Origin of the sequence: Persicirhabdus sediminis (genome assembly GCF_016595495.1) — a bacterium.
Classification (GTDB): Bacteria; Verrucomicrobiota; Verrucomicrobiia; order Verrucomicrobiales; family Akkermansiaceae; genus Persicirhabdus; species Persicirhabdus sediminis.
The window spans coordinates 235,337-255,036 of record NZ_JAENIM010000009.1 but is presented as its reverse complement, the minus strand read 5'-3'; the positions used below and the strand labels follow the sequence as shown (position 1 = coordinate 255,036).

Below are 19,700 nucleotides of genomic sequence, written 5' to 3'. Positions count from 1 at the left end.
AAAGTTAACCGCAAAATGAAAATGAAGATAATTATTACAATGCTGTTGGGGCTGATGTTCTCAAGCTATTTGCTAGCTCAGGATGATTCCGTTTCGTTTAAATACCGGACCTACTCGCTGAACGGCGAGATTGAGGCCATTCAGTGTGGTTTGGGAAATGGAGCTAAGGTGCTAGATGTGCCTAACCATATTCGCTCTGATATGCAAAAGTATAGAGGATCGCGTATTGTGCGCTTTTACGATCCAAAAGCGGTGAGTGCGCTAACAACTGGCGAAAAACCTAGTCCCATTGGCGAAGTTAAGGTGAGTGGAGACGCCAAACATATCTTGTTTTTATTCAACAAACAGAGTCAGCCAGATGGTACACTTCGTTACGATGTCTACGCGATCAATGATGATCCATCGGCGTTTTCTAATGGTTCGATGAAGTTTCTCAACCTCACCGGACATACATTGTATTTTGTCCTTGGCGCAGAGGGAAAAGAGAACTTTGTGATCAAAGCTGATCAGTTCAAAGACTACAAATTGCCAGCTGATTTTACTGGTAATTTGCCTGTCAAAGTAGCGGTTAAAAATAAGGGCAAATTTGTTGTGCTCATGCACTCAAGAATTTTCCCTAGCCAGAAGGCTCGAGATTTCTACTTTATCTGGCCGAAGGAAAATGCCGGCAAGGGACATAAGGTGCGCATCTCCCAGCTGAGAGAGAACGCCAGCTTTGCCAAACAGATTCTAGCGGCAAACCAAAATAACTAACTCTTGTGCGCTACTCAGCTAGCTGAGCTGGAGTAGCGCATTGCGCTTCTTTGGCTAGATTACATTAGGCGTGGCCGGCTGCAGATGCTCTGTGGGCCTAGATCGCTAGTTATGCAGGGCGTGAAGGTCTGCTCTGCAGTTACTTATATTAAATGAATTTTAAACGATGAGTCGGTACTTGGCGGATCTATTTTAGACTAGATGACCTAGCTTGATCGCTTTAGGGGTAAGAGCTGAAAAATGGCCTTCTATTGCGCTAACTAATTCTATTTAGGTGCTCCTGACTGTGAAATAAGTTTCTTTTATTAGTAAAAGCCTGACCAAATATAGTTTCTTCTAGTCGTTTTGCTACTTTTTGATCGTTAGTTGTTTGTCATCTATTTCTGTTATGTTGGGTCTGTGGTCTTAAATGTGCTCGTTGTTATCGTTTGTACGTCCGTTTAATCTCTTTCCATTGAGTTGTCATACCTTGTAACTACATTGTAATTTGAAACTGGGGCAGGGTATCGATGATTTCGTGCCGCCGTGGAGACTACAAACATGACAAAAAAATGAAGCGATTAGGGGGGGATTCGAAGAAAAGTTTGCGACTGAAAAGCATGTTAGGTGCGAAGTCAGGGTTCGCACTTATTGCCACTATTGCCGTCATGGCACTGATGGCAATTACCGCAATGGCGATGCTCGGTCTGAGCACCGTAGAAGTTAGGTCTTCAAGCCACGGCGATGCCATGGAGGAGGCGAAAGCGAATGCGCGCATGGCGCTGATGATCGCCATCGGCGAGCTACAAAAAACCGCTGGCCCAGACCAGCGAGTGACGGCTGAGGGGGATTTAGATCCTAATCCGGGTGCAGGTAAAGCTCACTGGGTTGGTGTTTGGAGCTCAGAGGATAATGATAATGATGGTAACCCCGACGGTGAGTTTGAGGGATGGTTAGTTTCTAGAGACTCTAACGCCATGCAGAATGGTTTTCAATATACAGATATTCATTCGTCTGCGCCAAGCGTAGCTGACACCAGCTGGGCTGAAATGGTTGGCATTGGCTCTGCTGACATTCAATCTGATGATAGAGCTCAGGTGATGGCTCCGAAGGTTCAGGTAAATAATAACATGGGACTGCATTCAGGCAATTATGCTTGGTGGGTCGGTGATGAAGGCGTGAAGGCCAGAGTGAATTTAGATAAAGAGCAAACGGAGATAGCTCTAGCATCTCAAACTAACCAGCGACCTGCTGTGGAGGTGATGGCTAGTTTGGCTAACTTTGACGCAGGCAGTACAGAGATTAACAAGTTGATTAGCCTGCAGTCTATTGGGCAAATGTCTAGCTTGAGTGGTGATATCTCAAGGGAGCTTTTCCATAGTGCAACATCGCATTCTCGTAGCATCATGACTGATAACCGTGAGGGCGGCCTGAAAAAAGATTTGTCTCTTCTATTTGAGATGGATGATGATGATTTTGAGGGGATTGACCCAGCTGATTATGCTAGTTTTGTAAATAGCGGTACTCCAGTCACCAGCTCTCGCAGTGTTGATAAGGGTTTGTTATTCAGACATGATAATGTGTATGGACCTACCATTGATACTCTGCGTAACCAATATCGACTTTATAAACAAAATATCGGTACCAGTGGCTCGCCAATGGTGAAAGCTCGTGCGAGTTATCCAAATAAATCTGAGTTTGGCAGTGACATGTGGCGCAGAACAGCCTGCGTGACTTCATGGAAGAACGGTATTAAAAATGACCCTGAAGTAGAATCGACAATTAATATTGCGTTCTGGGGTGGTGGAACATTTCCGACAACTCGATTATTGCATGGCAACCTTACTCCTTATTTAAATCGCTTGATTATGTATGTATCGGTGCAAGCGATAGAATCAGGCGATGAGCTTTATGATATCCATCTGCGCTTCATGCCAGTGATGTATGTTCACAATCCTTATAACGTGAAGCTTGAGGTTGAGCGGATGCGCTATTTGCGCAACCTGCGCGATGCAAATCTCTATTTTAAGGTCATCACTGAGGAGGGCGAAAGTTCTATCAATGAACTACAGTTAACTAGTTTGCTTAGACAAGAGGGGTCCGAAATCATCAATAGTGGTGACGGAAATGCTCCTGATGCACAATTTGTAGTGAATAATAAAACCGAATTTGAGCCTGGTGAGGTGAAAATTTTTGTACCTAATGGCAAAGTGCCATGGGGGACTACTATGGAAATGACCCTACTAGGTGATAGTTTTGATCCTGATACTATGGCGATGACCTTTGACCCGCACACAGCTTCGGGTGCAAACCAAGCAACGCAAGCCATCATTAAAATGTTACAGGGCTTAGATCCAGAGACTCAGCTGAAGATGATGTTTGGTTGGCAACAATGGAGTAAACAAGATTTTGAAATTTCTGAGAGTGATAGGGGAGGTGATTTTAATACCGTTTTTAGTGGTTTCACTAGGACTAATGAAGGCAGTTATAAGGGGTATTTTTCGAAAGATGGAGAGCTACAAAATGAGCCGGATAGAGTGTGCAATAGCGCCGACCCTCATGCAGTGCTAAATCTAACGGCAATTACCCCAATCGTTGTGGATGACCTATTCGTCAAGCCTGCTAAATATAATACAGTGGATTCGTCTGAAAAGGGCAGCATTCCAGCTTTTGTTTTTGGTAACCCTCTTTCTTCTTCAGATTCGAATATGAAAGAAGGTAGAGTATTTCGTCCTGGGGCTTCGGTATATTCAGCGCATACATATTCTTATCTGGATGAATGTAACGACTATTCATTAGTTACCCAAACCAATGATGGAGCCTATGGCTCTAGCACATGGGGGAGCCAAAACGGGGCATCTGGTGAGAAGTATAGTGTGGTGCTGGAGGTGCCAACTGCTCCAATGATGTCACTGGGTGCGCTGCAGCATACCAATGTGGCACCACGCGGTCACCAGCCAGCATTAGCCATTGGCAACTCATTCTATAATCTCAATCTAAGTTCATCGCAGAATATTGTAGAGCCTGGTAACGAGACGCAATATGATCTTAGTTATCTGTGTAACCATTACCTATGGGATAGCTACTTCTTCTCGTCTATTGGACCGAAACCGTCTGATAGTAGCTATGAGAGTGAGAAAGATCCATCGAGCGACATCAAGCAGTTGATTACAGATGTTTATGATTCTGTGGAGTCATTTAATAATAAACAGTTTGAAATTGCGCAGTCCAAGTCAGTGGATCGCCAAGAGGTTGAGGATAAACTGCAAGATTTCGATACTAGCGCAGCTTATTTGTATTTGAAGGGTGGATTTAATGTCAACTCAACGAATGAAGAGGCTTGGAAGGCTGTTTTGTCCGCTTTCAGAGATCAATCAATGAGAACTGCGTCAGGGGACCAAGCAAACGGTGAAAATAGTAGTTTTTCTCGCTTAAGCTTGAGCCCTGGCTCGGGAGTAAAGGGGCCTAGAGGAAATGGCGACGATAGTTGGACTGGTTTCAGCCAGCTTGATGACGGACAGATTGCGGCTTTGGCTGAGAGCTTGGTAGCTGAGGCTAGAAAGCGTTCTGAAAGCCTCGGTGGGAGTACGCCAGTTGTGCCTTTCCTAACGATGGGGCAATTTGTAAACCGTTCGCCAGAGAGTTCGATTACCGAGCATAGGAAGCAAGGGTTAATCCAATTGGCTTTATCTGACTCAGGGATCAATTCCTCCATGGATTCGTATGGAGTTTATGACTCTAAAGATCAGGGGGGTGAAAGTTATGAAATAGCCTACGAAGGCGACGCCAAAGATTTGTCATTGCCGGTATCAGCCTCTAGCCCTGCTTTTGTTTTGCAGAGTGATGTATTGCAAGCAATCGGAGCGAGTTTGGTGGTACGCAGCGATACTTTCAAAATCAGAACCTACGGTGACGCAGTAGATAGCAACGGGAAAATCATCGCTCAGGCGTGGTGCGAGGCGATTGTGCAACGCACATCTCAGCCAGTGGAGCCAGACCCAAACAACGAACTGGAAGTAGATGCGAATGCAAATGATAAGGCGCGACGTTTTGCTATCGTTTCCTTTAGATGGCTTAATAAAGACGAAATCTAATTATTATGAAAAAACAGAGTCTATTTATCTCAGCGCTGTGGTTATTGGGCATGCTGTGTGGCTTGGCCCAAGAGTCCTCGCTACGGCTTCACTTCCGCACGTTTTCTTTGGATAAGTCCATTGATTCAATTCTATGCTCACAAGGTGAAGGGATGCTCCAGGTTGGCGTCCCTAGTTCAAGCAGATCTCAAGTCTACAATTATCGAGGCAAGCGTACGATGAACTTTTTCGAACGTGAGCATCTTAATAGCTTGAAAGAGGGGGAAGTTCCAAAACCTGTAGCGAAAGTCACTTTGCCTCAAAATAGCAAATATTTATTATTGTTATTTAGGAGCTTAGACGAACCACGTGACGGAATAAAATATGAGGTTACAGCAATCAACGATGACCCAGGTATGTTCAAGAACGGCTCAATGATGTTCATGAATTTATCTAAGGTGAGTATGTATTTTGCTGTCGGCAAAGGAGGTAAAGATAAATTTATCATCAAGCCTGGTGAGCTGAAACCTTATGCCCTCAAAGAGGGGTTTTCAGGGAATCTAGAGGTCAAAGTAGCCGCTAAAAAGGGTAGCAGTTTCGAAACCTTAATGCACTCAAGATTGTTCCCATCCAAGCTTGCTAGAGATCTTTATTTTGTAAGCCCTAAAAGTAACCCAGGAAAGGGGCATAAAGTATCGATCAAACAGCTTCGCGAAAATAGCAAATACGGTAAGCTCATGCTAGATAAAGCGAAAACCTCTGGCTAATATTCATTAACAGAGAGTAAGATTTCTTTGACCATGAGGGGTTTCCCTCATGGTTTTTTGCGTCCATGGCTCACGGTGACTTGCAATGCCGCTGGTAGGTGTTTGAATAGATAGTAGGTTTATAGTGAAAGATTAGGCGAATGGCTACGGGAGCATCGCTGTAAATACATAGTATATTTCAATATGAAGAGTAGAGCCAAAATTCAAAGCAGGGTCATATCTAGGTGGCGTCGATATCATGAAAAGGGCTTTTCCTTGATTGCGACGATCGCGATATTGATGGTGGTTACCTTATTGGCGCTGGCGATGCTCAGTTTGTCTACGGTGACGCAGCGGTCAGTATCTCATGGTGAGGCTCAAGCCGAGGCTAGAGCTAATGCGCGTTTGGCATTGAGCATTGCGCTGGGTGAGCTGCAGAAGCATATGGGGCCCGACCAGCGAGTATCAGCTGAGGCGAACCTGGACGAGAGTGTAGGCTCGGGCAAAGCTCACTGGGTGGGAGCTTGGAGCTCTGAAGATGCTGAGGAGAATGGCCAGCCTGATGGCGATTTTTTGACTTGGTTTGTATCGCGTCCTGAGAGTGATCCATTGGCTGATTACGCTGAGATTTCTGGTGATGTACCAGCTAGCAGTGAGGACTGGGTGCAGATGGTTGGTGTGGGCTCTGTAGAGGACGACCCTGACATGGATGTATTTGTTCCAAGAGTGGAGATAGCTAGTGATACGGGTGACCTGAAAGGTTACTACGGCTGGTGGGTGAGTGATGAGGGTGTCAAAGCTCGCGTAGACCTACAGAATACTCAGGAAGAAAATCGACTGGCAGCTAGAGGCATGCAGCGTGCAGCTGTGGAGATGATGGACTCGCTGCAGGGCGTGGATCCTGAAGATGCTGATATGGAGAAGTTGGTGAGCAAGAAGTCATCTGAGCAGCTCGGTGGCCTGGATGAGGATTTATTAAAGCAGCATTTCCATAACTTGACGGTGAATTCTGTCGGCATCATGACTAATAATTTATATGGCGGGCTGAAGACGGATTTATCGACCTTATTTGAAAAGCGCGATACTGATTTTGAAGCTGAGGATATTGAGAATTATACGCCGTTTGTTTATTCTGACGCACCATTTGGAAGCTCTGGGGCAAGCAGCCGCGACCTTGGTTTGTTGTATATTGAAGACGGTCAGGATAATAAGTTTGATGAGCTTGGTTCAGGAGGAATTTCCCCATCAGATGAAGGTTACCTTTATGGGCCAACGATTGATATTTTGCGTGATTACTATCGCCTCTACCGCGATGTAAGTACTAAGAATACACGTCCGACTCTGGATGCTAGGGCTAATTATCCCAATAAAGCAGAGATGGGCATGTGGTACCGTACGCCAGCTACCTATGCATGGCGCTGGGGGGGGCCACAGCAAGATCCACACGCAAATAAGAAGGTGGAATTTGAAGGTTGGTGGGTACACGGCAATTCAAGAACGGTCGATGTTGTACGCCCAACTAAGGCAAATTATGTGCCATACATGAACCGTGTAATGCTCTACATGAGTGCGTATTCAGTACCTGATAATCTGGGTGATGGAGACGATGACGAGGAGGAGACATTTACCATTTATGGCAGAATCTTACCTGTAGTTTTTTTGCACAATCCTTATAACGTGCGGCTAGAGACTGAAGAGATGCGGTTTATCAAAAATATCGGCAACTTGGAGGTTTTATTGCGTTTTGATAGCCAAGGGCAAAATGAGGAAGTTAGATACGCTAACGTGATCAGTCGTGATGGGCAAACGGATTCTATCACTAGTGGTGGTGGTCAGGGCGATGCCCAGTTTATTATTCCTAGTGGACAGCAATTCCAGCCGGGTGAGGTTAAGGTTTTTGTGCCTACTGCTGGTCAGTCATGGGGTTCAGTGATGAATATGGAGCCAATGGGGTCGGGTTTTGATCCCAACGAGATGGGGATTAACATCGATGTTGATTACGATGCTTATACTGGAGCCAACGATGCGAGTCCAATGCGTGAGATTCCAGCTGAGACTTCAGTGCAGATATTTTTCCACTGGGATAACTATGCACAACAGGATCTAGAGCTCTACAGCCGTGATCGAGGTGGGTACAATACCGTCTACAGTGCATTTTGCCGTGGATTGAGAACGGCAACCACGGGTGAGTTCCAAGGCAAGGGGCAAAGTGCAATCCTGCGGGCATCTCCGAGTTACTTGATCGACGGTGATCTTTTGAGCCCAACACCTATCAATGTCCTAGATTATTACATCAAACCGGTAACATCATACGATGACGTGAGCGGTGCTGGATTCCCTGCATTTTTGCTCAACAATCCGATGGCTGCTTCTGATAGTAATGTGGAATACCGACCGTCTCAGGGAATTGATCTGATGCCTGGTAGTGGAGCGCAATCGCCAATGGTGAATTACCATTACGATTATGCGGAGATGGGATTTCCACGTTTGATGGATTCTTTCACAGGAGATTCGGGAACTTGGGGTGACGGTCACGGCTCAGCTGGACAGAAAACAGCCGTGGTGATGGAAATTCCAACAGCTCCTCTACAAGGACTGGGTGGCCTACAGCATGCTAATGTTTCGATTGAGGGTAATAATCCAGCGTTTCTTATTGGCTCATCATTTCCAAATTTACAGATAAGTAATACTTCTGAGCTGATTGAAACGAAGTCTGCAAGTGGTCGTTCCCGGGTACATTTTGACTCGGCATATTTTGCCAACCAGGCTTTGTGGGATCGTTATTTCTTTTCCTCAATCGCACCGCGACCAACCGACAACGTATACAACAATGCCAATGGCAATGCTGACTCGGTGATAAAAGAAGTGATCACTGAGTTTGTGGAGCAGAGTGAGCCGCTGGCTAATACCCGGATGACTCTCATGCAGAGTTCACTGAGCGCTGAGGAAGTGATTGCTGATCTAGAAGATTACACGCTAGCAGCGGCTCACCTTGGGGTGAAAGGGGCATTTAATATCAACTCAACCTCAGAAGAGGCTTGGAGAGCGGTGTTAACTGGCTTCCGAGGTCAGGATTTTGATACCTATAATAGTACCATCAGCTCGGAGAGTAATAGCAATGTGAATCCTATGCCTAAGCTTACGCTGGCTAACTCAGGAGGCACAACTAGCGCAAGCGCTAGCTCAGCTGACGCGTGGGCAGGTTATCGCAATCTGACCGATCAGCAGATCGAGGCTTTGGCCAAACAGATTGTTGATCAAATCAGAGGCAGAGCTGAAGACCGCGCTAAGGAGCTTGGCCGCAGTGGGGAAGTGGTGCCAAACTTGACCATTGGTCAGTTTGTTAACCGCATACCGACAAGCTCCAATAACTTCTACCGCAATTCCGGAACCATTCAGCAGGCGATCAACGCAACGGCTATTAATAACAGCCTAGACCGTGATGGATCATTCACGGTGAGTGATTTCAATAGTCTGCCAAACCACGAACCTTACCCAAGTAATAACAACTTCTCTGTACCAATAGCTGGCTCGTCTACGCTTTTTGTAACGCAGGGGGATGTGCTGCAAGCAATGGGATCTACGGTGACCGCGCGCAGTGATACATTCACTATCCGTGCCTATGGGGATGCCGTGGACAGCTCGGGCAAAATCATTGCTCAAGCATGGTGTGAAGCGGTGGTTCAGCGCACGCCTGAGCCGGTGAATCCCGATCCGGATAATCGATGGGAGTCGATTGACCAAGGTGAAGAGGGCGACTTTGGTCGCAAGTTCGAAGTGCGTAGCTTCCGCTGGTTAAACAAAAACGAAATCTAATATGAAAACATTATCCCGAATTTTAGCCGTCATTAGCTTGGGTTTGCTCATTACTATGGGGCTGGCTGACCAGCTGGCTGCTCAAGAAGGTGGCCGGGTGCAGATACGCACCTACTCGCTCAGCGGCGACATTAGCGAGCTCATGCTCGCTGGTCCAGATGGCGGTGTGCAGATGACGATTCCCTCAGCACGACGTTCTCAGGCGCTGGGCTATCGCGGCAAACCGGAGCTTATTTTCTTCCGGGCAGTTGATCAGCTGGAAGAGGGGAAATTGATCCCAGCAGCTAGAGTGAATATCTCAGGCAAAGGTCGTGCTCCCTTGTTGATTTTTCAGAAGCAGGAAAAACCAGCTGAAGGGGAACTTCCTTACAAAGTATGGGCGATTGACGATAGTCTGAATGGCTTTCCAGCTGGCTCATGCCGCTTTGTAAATCTGTCAAATAAACCGCTGATGTTGTTGCTCGGGCCTGAAGGTAAAGATCGTGTGAGCCTAGGCGCTGGAGCTGAAGAGCTGCACCGGCTGGGGGCTGACTTCAAAGGAAACCTAGCGGTGAAAGCTGCCTACCGTGAAAATGGCAAAGTGGTGCCAGCATTTGATTCCCGAGTTTTTCCAGCCAAAGGATGCCGCGATATTTATTTTATCTGGCCGCTGAGCCGAGCTGAAGAAGAGCCCGGCAATAAAATCCGCCTATCCGTGCTGCGTGAGCGTTCTGACTACGCTCGCAAGTCGATTGGCAGCTAGACATAAAAAAATCAACAGCCAGCTGGGTTTTAGATCCCAGCTGGGAAAAATGACCATCCAGCTGGGCGCGAGCTCAGCTGGATTTTTTTATCAGGCTGATGATCTGAGCTGCCTTTATCAAAGCTGTTGCTCGATGGGGATCCAGCGCAAGATCGCATCAAGCGTGCGCTGACCGTCGTTACGCGCTGACTGCCACGATAGATTTTGTATGCCACGGTTCCAGATAATACGACCGCGGTGATCGAACATGACGCGCCAAGAATTTGCTGGCGCACACATTTCGTCAATTTGCTCCGCGAGTTGTTGTGCGAGCTCTGGTGAGTTAATGATCAACCCCGCTTCCGTATTAATGTCCATCGCTCTGGGATCTAGGTTTAATGAGCCAATGAAGCAGGTTTCTCTATCGTAAACAAAGGCTTTGGTATGCAGGCCAATCCATTTGGCGCGCACCGGTGAGGTATCCGCGAGGTCTCGCTGGTGTTCACTTGGCTGGCTATCGTATTCGTAGAGTTCGATGCCCGCATTGAGGATGGCTCTGCGATATTTTCGATAATGGCTGTGCGCTGGCGTATGGTTGTTGGCGCCCAGGCTAGGCACGAGAAGTTTTACTTTGACGCCAGTATCGATGAGTTTTTTTACCTCGAGAAGTGAATTTTTGTCGGGGATGAAATAGGGCGATACGATGTAGATTTCCTTTTTGGCATTGGCGCTGAGTTCACCAACTTCTTTGACGGTACGGCGTTTGCCTTTTTGCTCGGGAGCGTCACCAATAAATGTGGCCTTGCCGTAGCTCACGCGCTTGGCCAGCTGGTTCCATCGCTTGGTCCAATCTTGCCGGACGCGTGGGAAAATTTGTAATTTTTCCGCTGGGTAGACACGTTCGTAGTTGGCTTCGTAGGTGGCAAAACTTTGCTCGCGTGGGCGACGGTGGATTTTCTCCGCTGGGTAACTCTGGCTATCATTCCAAAATCGATCGAATTTATTTTGAATTTCAGGCAGAACCGGGCCAGTCGTGAGCACATCTAAGTCGCGAAAATTGTAATTTTTATCGAGGCCAAAATAATGATCGCCAATGTTGCGGCCGCCATTCACCGCAAACACGCCGTCGACGATAAATGATTTATTATGCATGCGCCGGTTGATGGTATCAAAATGCGTGAGGTAATAAAACAAGGCGCCAAATTTGGTGCCGCGCACAGGCACTGGGTTGAAAATGCGAATCTCTAAGTTGGGAAACTGGCTGATGCGTGCGAGGTCGCGGTCGTTTGAGTTGAGCAAAAAATCATCCAATAAAATTCTCACGCGTACACCACGTTTTGCCGCCTCGTAGATGCGTGTGAAAAGTAGCCCGCTGGACGCGTCTCCAGACCAGATGAAGGTTTGGATATCGATCGAACTCTCCGCTTGATCGACCAGAGCCAGCCGCCAATCCATGGCTTCTTGGTTGTCGGCAATCAGCAAAAAGGCGGATTCGTCAGCTGAGGCGTTTTTTAGCGCCTTTTGGGAATAGGTATTTAAACTATCGTCACGGCTAGCTGGAATTGCGGCACTTTGATTGAGCGTGTGATCTACTTCAGGTAAAAAACGACAGTTGCTCAGAATCAATGAGATGCAAAGAAATGTAAAGACGGCTGGAAAGGTGGATGTGTAGGAGAATGCCCTTTCTGATTTGCCCATGAAAGATGATTGAACGCGGGTCATACGTATCACAAGGAAAAACTTAACAGCTGTTTACTAAATAGTCATTTGACAGAAATCTTTTGTGGTTGTTGTAACCGATTGCATACACGTCTGTTATCTCAGAGCTTAGTTTCTTCATTTTTCATACAAGCATGAGAAAATTATTCAACTTTGTGCTGGAAAGCTTAATCGATACTAGGCATAAGCAGTCTTAATGAAGCGCATAACTGAAATTTTGCCTGAAGAAGATTCACTGTCGGCCCTTGGTAGACGTAAGTTTCTTGGGCTTTCAGGTACAGCGGTAGCGGCTCTGATGGTATCGAAGCTGGATTCACAAGCAGCCTACTTTGGATTGCTTGGGAAAAAACCAGTTGACGATATTCCACATGAATGGGTGCAGCAACGCGGCGCTGATGTATTGCGCTATGCGCGGCACATTGAGAAGTTGAAATTGAAAAACATTACACCGAAGATGGTGATTGCTCCTCACTTCAAGGTGAGAGGTTCAATTTACAACACACTGCCGCCAAAAAGCATGTGGAACAACATCGGACCTACTCTCAAAGTGATTGATGAGATGGTTGAAACGATGGGCGCGCCAGTGCGACAGCTTACATCCATTTACAGATCTCCTCGTTACAATCGTTCATGCGGCGGCAAGAGCCGTTCATTGCATATGCAAAACATGGCGATAGACGTCCAATTTAGCGGTGTTTCACCTTCTCACGTTGCCCGTACTGCCCGCACGCTACGGTCTCGTGGCCTCTTCAGAGGTGGCATCGGACGCTACAGCTCATTTGTTCATGTCGATACTCGCGGCACGAATGTTTCTTGGGGGTAACCAATCTGTAAGTTGATTGACTCTAAAACTTGATAGTTCCTGGCTGATTACGTTCATTTTAATCATAAAGTCAGAGAAAGTTAAGTTTTTGGTTGTTAATGCTTTACGGCTATGGTAGTTAAATTATTTGATACTGAATGAGTTAAATATGGATCAGCAAGCCGACATCGAATTCGCCAAAGAAGATGCCCTAAGTGTACTGGGGCGTCGCGGTTTTATGACCTTGTTCGGAGCTTCGATGGCTGGCTTATTGATGTCGGGCAATGAAGTAGAAGCTGGTTTATTTGGTAGCAGAGCTCCAGTTCCGGGGATTCCAGATGAATGGACTCGGCTGAAGGGACGCGATGTGATGAGCTATGCGCGCTACATTCAGGGCATGAAGTTGAGAAATGTGACGCCCTACATGGTGATTGCTCCTCATTTCAAAAAACGCGGTAGTGTGACCAACGATCTTCCACCCAAATCACAGTGGAGAAAAATGAAACCAACCTTGCTGTTGGTAGACCACATGGCTGGCAATATGGGAGCGCCGATTAAAGAGATTGTTTCGGCTTATCGCAGCCCTCGCTACAATCGTGCCGTGCGCGGTAAATCTCGCTCCTTCCACATGCAAAATGTGGCGGTAGACGTCACCTTCCACGGTGCCTCACCATGGCGCGCGGCGGCCATGGCTAAGAAACTGAGAGACCAAGGTAAATACAAAGGTGGAGTTGGTCGTTACAGTAGTTTTGTTCACGTCGATACGCGTGGCCAGAATGCAGATTGGTAAGCTATTGATTTTAAGTTAGTCTCCCTTTGGGAGGCTTTTTTCGTTTAGATACATTTGTTTATGCGCCTTGCTTTGTAGGCGCTAGAGTGACAGAATCGTCGTGCTGACATGAATATTATCATCGTAGGAGCAGGAGAAATCGGGCGTCATTTGGCGCTCTCTTTGTCTAAAGCCGCTCATAGTATAGTTGTGATTGAACAGAACCCCGCTATTGCAGCGGAACTCGAGCAGCAGATTGACGGCCGAGTGATTACTGGTTGTGGTTCTAGAGTTTCTATTCTGCTGGAGGCTGGTGTGGCGGAGTGTGAACTTTTCCTTTCGCTGACAAGTAATGCTACGGTCAACTTGATGAGTGCCTCGATGGCAAAGAAATTTGCAGCCAAGCAGGTGATTGCTCGTGTTCAGCCAGATGTGGAGCGCGAAGAGTGGTTGTTTGACTACAAGGCGCATTTTAACGTTGATCATATCTTCAGCTCAGAGCGCCTCAGTGCGGTGGAGCTGACCAAATTTATCCGCAATCCCAATTCATTGATGATTGAGGAAATTGCCCGCGGTCGCATTGAGCTGCAGCAGGTGAGAGTACACGAGAAGAGTGAAGTCGTTGGCAAGCGCCTGATTGACCTCAAGGCTCCTGAGCGAACCCGCGTAGCTAGCATTGCTAGAGGTGGCGAACATTTCATTCCCACGGCTACCGATTCATTGGCGGCGAATGACGTGGTGACTATTTTTGGCGAACCTCGCAAACTGCAGAAGCTAGCTAACCGTCTGCAGCAGGGTGATGGCAAAGCGGCAAAACCATTTAATGTGGTGATCTTTGGTGGCGGAGAATATGGGCTTTCGGTGGCGCAGATGCTTGAGAGCATGAACTGCCGCGTGCGTATTTTTGAACGTGATCCATTGCGAGCTCAAGAGCTGACAGGTTTGTTGTCTAATACCACGGTGATTAATACCGACGGCACCTACCTCGCTGAGCTGGAAGAAGAGCAAGTTGGTGACGCCGATTTTTTCATCGCTACCGGCGGCAGTGACGAAGATAATGTGATGACTTGTTTGCAGGCGCACAATCTCGGCTCTAATGCCTGCCTGACTTTGATTCACCGCAGTGATTATGCTACAGCCATCAGCAAGAGTGGTCGACACTTTGGCTTGCTCTCGGCGGTGAGCCCACGTGAGGCGACGCGGCGCGAGCTGGAACGCTTCCTCACGGAAGATAGATTCCATACGGTGAAAAAACTCTCAGCTGGCGAAATTATTGAAACCAGAGTGCGCAAGGGGTCAATTGTAGCTGAGAATACCGTGGCTGAAGTCGAGTGGCCAGAAGGTTGTATTTTGGTTGGTATCATCCGCGGCGTGCACGCTAGCGTGCCTAGCCCTGGTGATATTTTAGAGCCCGAGGATACCATCTATGCGGTGGTGACGCCGAAGAGCCGCAGGAAGTTCCTTAAGCTGGTTCGTTAGGTATAAATTTTTGAGTCGATGAATTTAAAGATTCTAGCAAAAACCCTCGGTGCGCTGATTTTGCTCGAGGCCATGGCAATGATTATTTGCGGTCTATTTGCCTACTTTGATACGGTGGCGGGTGACGAGGGCGCGATGGCGGCTTTGTTTATGTCAGCTGGCATCTGCATTATGGGCGGCATCGTGCTGATGTTGTTTGGGGTGGGGAAAATCAAACGTATTCCGCGGCGCGAGGGCATCGTTATTGTTGGTTTGGGCTGGCTGATTTGCGGCACATTGGGCGGCATGCCCTACATGATTTGTGAGCCGGGAATGCCAGCTAGCGACGCATTTTTTGAATCTTTATCAGGATTCACCACAACGGGTTCGTCGGTGATGACGGACATCGAATCTTGGCCGCGCGGCATCTTGTTGTGGCGGTCGATGACCCAGTGGCTTGGCGGCATGGGTATTCTGGTTTTGTTTGTTGCGGTGCTTTCCTACCTCGGCATGGGGTCAAAATCGTTATTTCGCAATGAATCATCATTCCAGACTAGTGAGGCGAGTACTGCTAGGATTCGCGATACGGCCATGACCTTGTGGACGGTATATTTGGTGATTACCGCAGTTTGTTTGGTGGGGCTGAAATTGATGGGTCTGAGCTGGTTCAACGCGGTGTGTCATTCATTTACGGTGGTTTCTACTGGTGGGTTTAGCCCGCATAATGCCAGCATTGCGTATTATAGCGATTGGGGAAATGGCTGGCTGATCGAACTCTGGCTGAGTTTGTTTATGGTCATTTGCAGCATTAGCTTTTTGATCTGGGGAGTGATCCTTAGCCACCGCTGGAAACGCTTGCGCGATGAGGAAGAGGGGAAATGGTTTGTGATCATTTGTCTTTTTTCAGCGGTGTTAATTGCTGCTGGATTGGTGATTCGTGATGGTAGTAATTTCCTCGATGCTCTGCGCGGAACTTGGTTTACCGTGGTTTCTATCACCTCAACTACAGGTTTTGGTTTGGTCGATTACGAACCTTGGCCAGCCTACGCGTTGATGATTTTGGCGATGTTGATGCTGATGGGAGGGTGCTCGGGGTCTACTGCGGGTGGGCTTAAACTCAGCCGCTTATTGGTCTTTTTAAAAACAGCACGCTTCGAGGTTGTGCGTGCATTTCGTCCGTATCAGGTCTTCCGCATGCATGTGAATGGCAATGCGCTGGGTGAGCAGCAACGCTCGCAAACCGTGATGTTTACTGCTCTGTACGCCTTTGTGACTATTTTCTCATGTTTTGTGGTCGCGCTTCTCGAGGCCTATCAGGGCATCGACATGCTCACTTGCTTTGGTGCGGTGGTGGCGACGCTCGCTAACATCGGCCCTGGTTTTGGCGATGTGGGCCCAACGGAGAATTTTGCTCATCTGGGGCCAGCTACCAAAGTCTTTTTGGGATTGCTCATGGTGCTTGGTCGTTTGGAGTTATTTGCGATTTTAGTCCTGTTCATTCCTAGCCTGTGGCGCAAGTATTAGTCTCTCTGGCTGGGTGCAACGGAGCTTCGTTACGGGTTCTGGCAAACTTGTGTTTGTCTTGATTGCTCGATTTGAACAACCCATTGCACTAGTTTGGGTTCATATCATTACGGGTGGTAGCGATTCTACCTCTAATAAAGTGAGAATTAGGGCATTAGCTTTTTTGGGTCATTCAGCCAGCTGGATGGCAGATAGGAAAGAAATGCATGTTTTTACGACAGAAGATTGCCATTTGCCCGTTTTTTTAAATAGTAACGATACTTTATGACTAGTTTGCTGATTTCACCTGCCCAAGAGAGTGGTTGCCATGATACAGATGCCTTGGAGCAGCTCATCACCGACTCTGCCAGCCAGCAGCGCTCTCCAATCAATGAGATCCTAGACTCAGGCATGGTTGACGAAGACCTCTACCTGCAAGGGCTGGCCAGCCAGCTGGGGATGGAGTGGATTGAGCAATTTTCAGCAGATACCGAGAATAAAGGCATTCGTGAGTTTTGCGGACCACGAGTAGCATTGCTGCACCGCTTGTTTCCCGTGGCCGTCGAAGGTGAGGAGGAAGATGCCCAGCTGGTTTTGGCAACCTATGACCCGTTGGATTTGATTGCCCGTCAGGCAGCCGCTCAGCAGATCGAGTTGCCCATCGTGTGGAAAATGGCTTCACGCCAGCGCATTCACGAAGCGATCCGCAAACTCTACGGTGTGGGGGCGGATACTTTTGAGCAGATTTTAGAAGGTCGCGACATGGATGTGGATAACATCGAAATGCGCGACGAAGCCAATGTCATTGATGCCGATGAAGACGAAGAGGCCAGCGTGGTGAAATTTGTGAATCAAATTTTGCGTGAAGCCTTGGATCAAAAAGCGACGGATATTCACGTTGAGCCGCTGGCTGATAATTTGCGTATTCGTTACCGAGTTGATGGTTTGCTGGTGCCGGTCACCGTGCCTGATAACATCAAGGCCCTGCAGAGCTCAGTGATTGCGCGTCTGAAAATCATGTCTCACCTCGACATCGCCGAGCGCCGCTTGCCGCAGGATGGTCGTATTAACTTGCAGTTTGAAGGTGAGGGCATCGACGTTCGTGTAGCTACGGTGCCCACGGTGGAAGGGGAAAGTGTCAGCTTGCGATTGCTCAACCAGCAGAAATTCGACATCAACAAACTCGGCATGGAGGCGAACATTCGCAATACCATTGAGGGATTGTTGAAGCTTTCTAATGGCATTATTTTGATCACCGGGCCAACGGGTTCAGGTAAGTCGACCAGTCTTTATTCATTCCTCAGCGAGGTGAACTCACCTGATACACGAATTGTGACGATTGAGGACCCTGTGGAGAACAAGCTCGAAGGGGTGATGCAGATTGCGGTAAAATCCGAGATCGGCTTGACCTTCGCTAGCGGCCTGAGATCCATTCTGCGGGCGGATCCAAATATCGTCATGATTGGTGAGATTCGTGACTTGGAGACCGCTGAAATTGCCATCCGTGCGTCGCTGACAGGTCACTTGGTATTTAGTACTCTGCACACCAACGATTCCCTCGGCGGGATTGGTCGATTAGTGGATATGGGCGTGGAGCCATTCCTCGTTTCCGCTGCGGTTCGGGCGTTTTTGGCCCAGCGACTTGTGCGTCGTTTGTGTCCGCATTGCCGTAAACCGGTCGACGTTTCTGATCAGCAAAAAGTGGAGCTGGGAATTCCGCTAGAACTCACGGGTCAAGCTTATGAGCCAGCTGGCTGTAACCGCTGCCGCGATACCGGTTTTGCTGGACGACTAGCTATTTATGAAATCGCCGTGATCACCGAGGCTATGCAGCACCTAGTAGCGCAGAGCGCGGAAAGCAAGGATCTGCTGAAACAAGCCTACAAAGACGGTTATGTGCCGATGCGAGAGTACGGCTGGATGAAGGTGATGTCTGGGGATACCACCATCGAAGAGGTAATTTCTGTAACGACTTCCGAGCTAGGATAATTCATTTTCACTGCACCTGATATGGCTGTTTTCAAATACAAAGCGCTGGCTCGTGATGGCAAGGTAGAGACTGGCCAAATCACTGCGGATGACCGACCGTCCGCATTAAAAATCTTAAAAAAACGTGGCCTCCAGCCAGTCAATCTGACGGCTCAGGCGGCTGGCGCCACGGCGACCGCTACCACTGAGAAATCCACGCCAGCAAAGAGTAAGACGAAGAAAGCGCCAGCGCCCGCTAAGGCAAGCAAAGCAGCTGCGAGCAGCACGAAAAAAGAGGAGGAGAAAACGCTGGAAGCTGGTGAAAAGGTAAAACTCAAAAAGGCTGAGATCATCCTGTTTACTGAGGAGCTCAGCGAAATGCTCAGAGCTGGTTTGCAGCTGGAGCCAGCGCTCAAGTCGATGGAAAATCGCGAGGAGCTGGGCAATTTGAAGCTGGTTTCTCAAGGGGTGCGCCAGCTGGTGCGCGATGGTAGTAATTTCTCCGTAGCGCTGCGTAAGGTCAGCGATAGTTTTGGCCCACTATATTGCAACCTCGCCGCAGCTGGTGAAGCCTCAGGCGCGCTGGATACCATTCTCGAGCGCCAAGCTCACTACCTCAAAACACTCTCTGAGCTGCAGAGCAAAGTGGTCATGGCATTGATTTACCCAGCCTTCCTTGTGGTGGCGGGCATCAGTGTGTCCATCATCTTCATGACCAAGCTGATTCCTCAGCTGACGAAGTTGATTGTGAGTACCCCAGGGGGAGAAATTCCTACTGGAGCCAAGATCATGATGGCGGCGAGTGATTTTTTCCAGCAATGGTGGATGATTATCTTAGGTGTGGTCGTCACCGTATTGATTATTTTTAAAGCCTGGAAAGATGCGCCCGCTAACCGACTTACTTGGGATGAAACCAAGCTGAAAATCCCGCTGATTGGCAAGGTGATTGAAAGCCGGTTCTATGTGCAATTTCTCGAAACACTCGCCAACTTGGTGGGCAATGGACTGCCTCTTCTGCGCGCGCTCGAGCTGACCCGCGATGCCACCATGAACCTCTACATCCGCTCGCATATGGACGAGGTGATCGAGATGGTGGGGGACGGGCGCACCTTCTCACGATCATTATTAAAAACCGGCATGTTTCCACCATTGCTCATCGATATGGTCGTGGTCGGCGAGAAGACGGGTAAGCTAGATCACGCGCTGCGCCGCGCCGCAGAACGCTTCGATTCCGAGCTCGGAAAAAGCCTTCAGCGCATCATGGCTTTGATTATGCCAATCGTTCTGATCATGATGGCGGGTATGATCGGTATGATGGCCTATCTTATGGTCACAGCTATCTTCCAGACGATCAGTAATTTGCAATAACACATATAAATTTGTCATCTTTCTA

General features: G+C 48.1%; 12 protein-coding genes. 11 read left to right on the top strand and 1 reads right to left on the bottom strand.

All coding sequences use genetic code 11. The annotated features are described in order from the left end of the window. Positions 1–15: 15 nt before the first annotated feature. From JIN82_RS02220 to JIN82_RS02200, 5 genes are all read left to right on the top strand, one after another. A complete protein-coding gene (locus JIN82_RS02220; protein ID WP_200310000.1) occupies positions 16–753 on the top strand; it encodes a type 1 fimbrial protein in 738 nt (245 codons plus the stop codon). Between the two features lie 509 nt (positions 754–1,262). Then, positions 1,263–4,826, top strand: a complete 3,564-nt coding sequence (locus tag JIN82_RS02215) for a type II secretion system protein (protein WP_234041708.1) — start codon at positions 1,263–1,265, stop codon at positions 4,824–4,826. A gap of 5 nt (positions 4,827–4,831) precedes the next feature. Next, positions 4,832–5,572: a hypothetical protein gene (locus JIN82_RS02210; RefSeq protein WP_200309998.1), complete on the top strand. Its 741-nt coding sequence runs from the start codon at positions 4,832–4,834 to the stop codon at positions 5,570–5,572. Positions 5,573–5,827: 255 nt separating this feature from the next. Continuing rightward, complete coding sequence (locus JIN82_RS02205; protein ID WP_200309997.1) at positions 5,828–9,367, top strand: hypothetical protein; 3,540 nt, start codon at positions 5,828–5,830, stop codon at positions 9,365–9,367. Position 9,368: 1 nt separating this feature from the next. Next, positions 9,369–10,109, top strand: coding sequence for a hypothetical protein (locus JIN82_RS02200; RefSeq protein ID WP_200309996.1), 741 nt, complete (start codon positions 9,369–9,371; stop codon positions 10,107–10,109). A gap of 117 nt (positions 10,110–10,226) precedes the next feature. Here JIN82_RS02200 and JIN82_RS02195 read toward each other — a convergent pair whose 3' ends face one another. Continuing rightward, entirely contained in the window at positions 10,227–11,810 is a 1,584-nt protein-coding gene (locus JIN82_RS02195) for a phospholipase D-like domain-containing protein (protein ID WP_200309995.1), read from the bottom strand. 193 nt (positions 11,811–12,003) lie between these two features. Here JIN82_RS02195 and JIN82_RS02190 point away from each other — a divergent pair, with 193 nt between their 5' ends. From JIN82_RS02190 to JIN82_RS02165, 6 genes are all read left to right on the top strand, one after another. Further along, a complete protein-coding gene (locus JIN82_RS02190) occupies positions 12,004–12,630 on the top strand; it encodes a YcbK family protein (protein WP_200309994.1) in 627 nt (208 codons plus the stop codon). Between the two features lie 148 nt (positions 12,631–12,778). Further along, entirely contained in the window at positions 12,779–13,399 is a 621-nt protein-coding gene (locus JIN82_RS02185) for a YcbK family protein (protein WP_200309993.1), read from the top strand. Positions 13,400–13,507: 108 nt separating this feature from the next. Next, positions 13,508–14,857, top strand: coding sequence for a Trk system potassium transporter TrkA (gene trkA, locus JIN82_RS02180; RefSeq protein WP_200309992.1), 1,350 nt, complete (start codon positions 13,508–13,510; stop codon positions 14,855–14,857). A gap of 18 nt (positions 14,858–14,875) precedes the next feature. Further along, positions 14,876–16,360, top strand: a complete 1,485-nt coding sequence (locus JIN82_RS02175) for a TrkH family potassium uptake protein (protein WP_200309991.1) — start codon at positions 14,876–14,878, stop codon at positions 16,358–16,360. Between the two features lie 264 nt (positions 16,361–16,624). Then, positions 16,625–18,328, top strand: a complete 1,704-nt coding sequence (locus JIN82_RS02170; RefSeq protein WP_200309990.1) for a GspE/PulE family protein — start codon at positions 16,625–16,627, stop codon at positions 18,326–18,328. A 21-nt stretch (positions 18,329–18,349) separates the two neighbouring features. Then, the gene (locus JIN82_RS02165; RefSeq protein WP_200309989.1) at positions 18,350–19,675 is read left to right on the top strand and encodes a type II secretion system F family protein; all 1,326 of its coding nucleotides are present in this window, start codon (positions 18,350–18,352) and stop codon (positions 19,673–19,675) included. Positions 19,676–19,700 lie beyond the last annotated feature (25 nt).